Here is a 3,255-nt window from a genome sequence, read left to right as displayed (position 1 = left end):
GGCGCCAAGCTCGTCATCGGGCACACCTCGCAGCGCGCGCTGGCGGAGGAGTCCGCGCGCCGCGTCGGCGTCCCGGTGCTGACCGTCGGCCCCGGCGGCGATCCGGAGGCCTCGCCGGAAACCACCTCACTGACCGAACTGGCCGCGGCCGCCGAACCGGTGGCGTCCTTCGCGACCCGCGCCCCCGAGGACCCGGCGGCCATCTTCTACACCAGCGGAACCACGGGACGCCCCAAGGGCGCCGTGCTCACGCACCTCAACCTGGTCATGAACGCCGTGGTGAACGCCTTCGACGCGAACGACACCCGGCGCGACGACAAGGTGCTCGGCTGCCTGCCGCTGTTCCACGTGTTCGGCCAGACCGTCTCGCTGAACACCACGTTCCGCGCCGGTGCCGCGCTGGTGCTGCAACCCAAGTTCGACCCCGGCGAAGCTCTCGAGCTGATCCGGCGGCACGAAGTCACCCAGCTCAACGGAGTGCCGACGATGTACATCCGGATGCTGGAAGCCGCCGGGCCGGAAACAGCGCTGCCCAGCCTGCGGCTGTGCGTCTCCGGCGGCGCCGCGCTGCCGGTTGCGGTGCTGGAGAACTTCGAGCGGCGCTTCGGCGCATCCATCCACGAGGGCTACGGGCTGTCCGAGACCTCGCCGACCGCCACCGTGAACCAGCCGGCGTTCGGCGCGCGCGCCGGAACCGTGGGGCACCCGCTGTGGGGCGTCGACGCCGAGGTCGCCGACCCGGACGTCGACGACCGCATCGAGCTGCTGCCCGCCGGCCAGACCGGCGAGATCGTCATCCGCGGCCACAACGTGTTCGCCGGCTACCTCGGTGACCCCGCGGCCACCCGCGCCGCGGTGGTCGACGGCTGGTTCCGCACCGGCGACATGGGCCGCAAGGACGCCGACGGCTACCTGTCCATCGTGGACCGCAAGAAGGACCTGATCATCCGCAACGGCTACAACATCTACCCGCGCGAGGTCGAGGAGCTGCTGATCCGGCACCCGGCCGTCGCGCAGTGCGCGGTGATCGGCCTGCCCGACCCCGAACGCGGCGAGGAGATCTGCGCGGTCGTGGTCCCCGAACCGGGCGAGCTCGCCGACGATTCGCTGTCCGGGGCGATCCGGGCGTGGGCCGCCGAGCAGACCGCGCACCACAAGTACCCGCGCCGCGTCGTGTTCGTCGACGAACTGCCGCTCGGTCCCAGCCACAAGGTCCTCAAGCGCGATCTGCGCGAGCAGCTCACCGAGACGAACACCGCCGCTCGCGGCTGAGCCCGGGCCGGATTCGGAAAGGAACAGCACTGATGGTCGACTTTTCGCTCACCGAGGAAGAGCGGGACATCCGCGACTGGGTGCGCACCTTCGTGCAGCGCGAACTCATGCCGCTGGAGCAGGAGGTGCTGCGCCGCGAGCGCAACCACGAGCGCGGGCTGACCAAGCAAGAGCTCGGGCAGCTGCGGCAGAAGGCCCGCGACGCCGGATTCTGGGGCGTGCAGACCCCGGAGGAGTACGGCGGGATGGGGCTTTCCGCGGTGCTGACCGCGCTGATCGAGATCGAGCTCGGCCGCACGTTCGTGCCGTTCAGCTTCGGCGGCTACGCCGACAACATCCTCTACCACGCCAACGAGGACCAGCAGCGGCGCTACCTGCTGCCCACCATCGAAGGCGAGCGCAAGTCCTGCTTCGCGATCACCGAACCCGGCGCCGGATCGGACGCGAAGGACATCCGCACCACCGCCCGCAAGGAGGGCTCGGAGTGGGTGATCGACGGCGAGAAGACGTTCATCACCGGCGGCATCGACGCCGACTTCACGATGGTCTTCGCCGTCACCGACAAGGACAAGGGCGCCGACGGCGGAGTCACCTGCTTCCTCGCCGACCGGGACGCGGGCTGGAAGTCCGAGCCGATCGAGATCATGGGCGAGTGGGACCGGCAGCCCGCCGCGCTGCAGTTCGACGGCGTGCGGGTGCCGGAGGAGAACGTGCTCGGCGAGGTCGGCGGCGGCTTCAAGCTCGCCATGCAGTGGATCGGCCGCGGCCGGTACCTGCTGCCCGCCCGCGCGCTCGGCGGCTGCGAACGCATGATGGAGATGTCCATGGACTACGCGCGCAGCAGGAAGACCTTCGGCGCGCCGATCGCCGATCGCCAGGCCATCCAGTGGATGATCGCCGACTCCGCGGTGGAGATCGAGTCGCTGCGCTGGCTGGTGCTGCAGGCCGCGTGGCAGTCCGACCAGGGCATGGACTCGCGGCACGCGCAGAGCATCGCCAAGCTCTACGGCGGCACCCGCGCCAACGAGATCGTGGACCGGATGCTGCAGATCCACGGCGGCATGGGCTACACCCGCGAACTGCCCATCGAGCGCTGGTACCGCGACATCCGGCTGCTGCGCATCTTCGAGGGAACCGACGAGATCCAGCGCCGCACCATCGCCCGCAACCTGCTCAAGGGGCACTCGTCGGTCAGCGGTGTGCTCGGCTAGGAGCGTTCGCGGGGCTGCAGGGCTCGATCGGGTGCCCGAAATGCCGGTACCCTGGGAGTAACCGTGCCCGAACGGTCCGAGTGGGAGCGACCATGTCTCTGTTCAAGAAGGTGACCGACTTCGCCAAGAGCCCGCAGGGCAAGAAGGCGATCGACCAGGCCAAGCGCTACGCGTCCGACCCCAAGAACAAGGCGAAGATCGACCAGGTCAAGAACCGCTTCATGGGCAAGGGCAAGAGCCAGTGACCTGAGCCCGCAAGCGACGGCCCCCGGCGAAGTCCGGGGGCCGTTCTCTCGCCCGGGAAATGAGCGGCAGCGCGTGGTAGTAGGCGGTTGGCGTGGTGACGATGGTTCTGAGGTTGAACGAGGTGCACGAGCACCCGCCGCGCGAGGCCGCCGAGCGGGAAGACCGCGAGGAGCTGCGCGCCCGTGAAGTTCGCCGGTTCCTGGACGAGGACGCGGAGCTGCTGGGGTCGCTCGCCGATTGGTGATCAACGGGCTGTGCCCGCGCCGCTGCGCGAAGTAGGCTTCGGCTCCGGTGGACCCCGACGGCGAAGGCGGTGCGATGGGCCGGGCGTACGTGGTGGGCACGTTCGACACCAAGGGTGCGGAGTTGCGGTACGTGGCCGGTCTGGCCGCGGCCGGCGGTGTCCAGGTCGGCACCGTCGACCTGAGCACCTCCGGCGATCCCGCCGACAACCCGGACGACGTGGACGTCTCCGCCACCGAGGTCGCGGCCGCGCACCCGCGCGGAGCCGGCGCCGTGTTCACCG

Annotated in this window: 5 protein-coding genes; all 5 read left to right on the top strand. The window is 70.0% G+C overall.

Annotation, left to right across the window (positions count from 1 at the left end):
* On the top strand, window positions 1-1,272 hold a 1,272-nt coding region (locus tag IJH84_RS22930), incomplete at its 5' end, for an AMP-binding protein (protein WP_295148883.1).
* A 32-nt stretch (window positions 1,273-1,304) separates the two neighbouring features.
* Window positions 1,305-2,483, top strand: a complete 1,179-nt coding sequence (locus IJH84_RS22925; protein ID WP_295148881.1) for an acyl-CoA dehydrogenase family protein — start codon at window positions 1,305-1,307, stop codon at window positions 2,481-2,483.
* A 92-nt stretch (window positions 2,484-2,575) separates the two neighbouring features.
* A complete protein-coding gene (locus IJH84_RS22920) occupies window positions 2,576-2,728 on the top strand; it encodes a hypothetical protein (protein WP_200071868.1) in 153 nt (50 codons plus the stop codon).
* 101 nt (window positions 2,729-2,829) lie between these two features.
* On the top strand, window positions 2,830-2,973 hold the full coding sequence (locus IJH84_RS22915; protein WP_200071869.1) for a hypothetical protein: 144 nt from the start codon (window positions 2,830-2,832) through the stop codon (window positions 2,971-2,973).
* Window positions 2,974-3,047: 74 nt separating this feature from the next.
* The coding region (locus IJH84_RS22910; protein WP_295148885.1) for a Tm-1-like ATP-binding domain-containing protein at window positions 3,048-3,255 on the top strand (208 nt) is incomplete at its 3' end.

It is taken from the genome of Saccharopolyspora sp. (assembly GCF_017434145.1).
Classification (GTDB): Bacteria; Actinomycetota; Actinomycetes; order Mycobacteriales; family Pseudonocardiaceae; genus Saccharopolyspora_C; species Saccharopolyspora_C galaxeae.
Note: the sequence above shows the minus strand (reverse complement) of the source record. Positions and strands in the feature narration are given on the sequence as shown.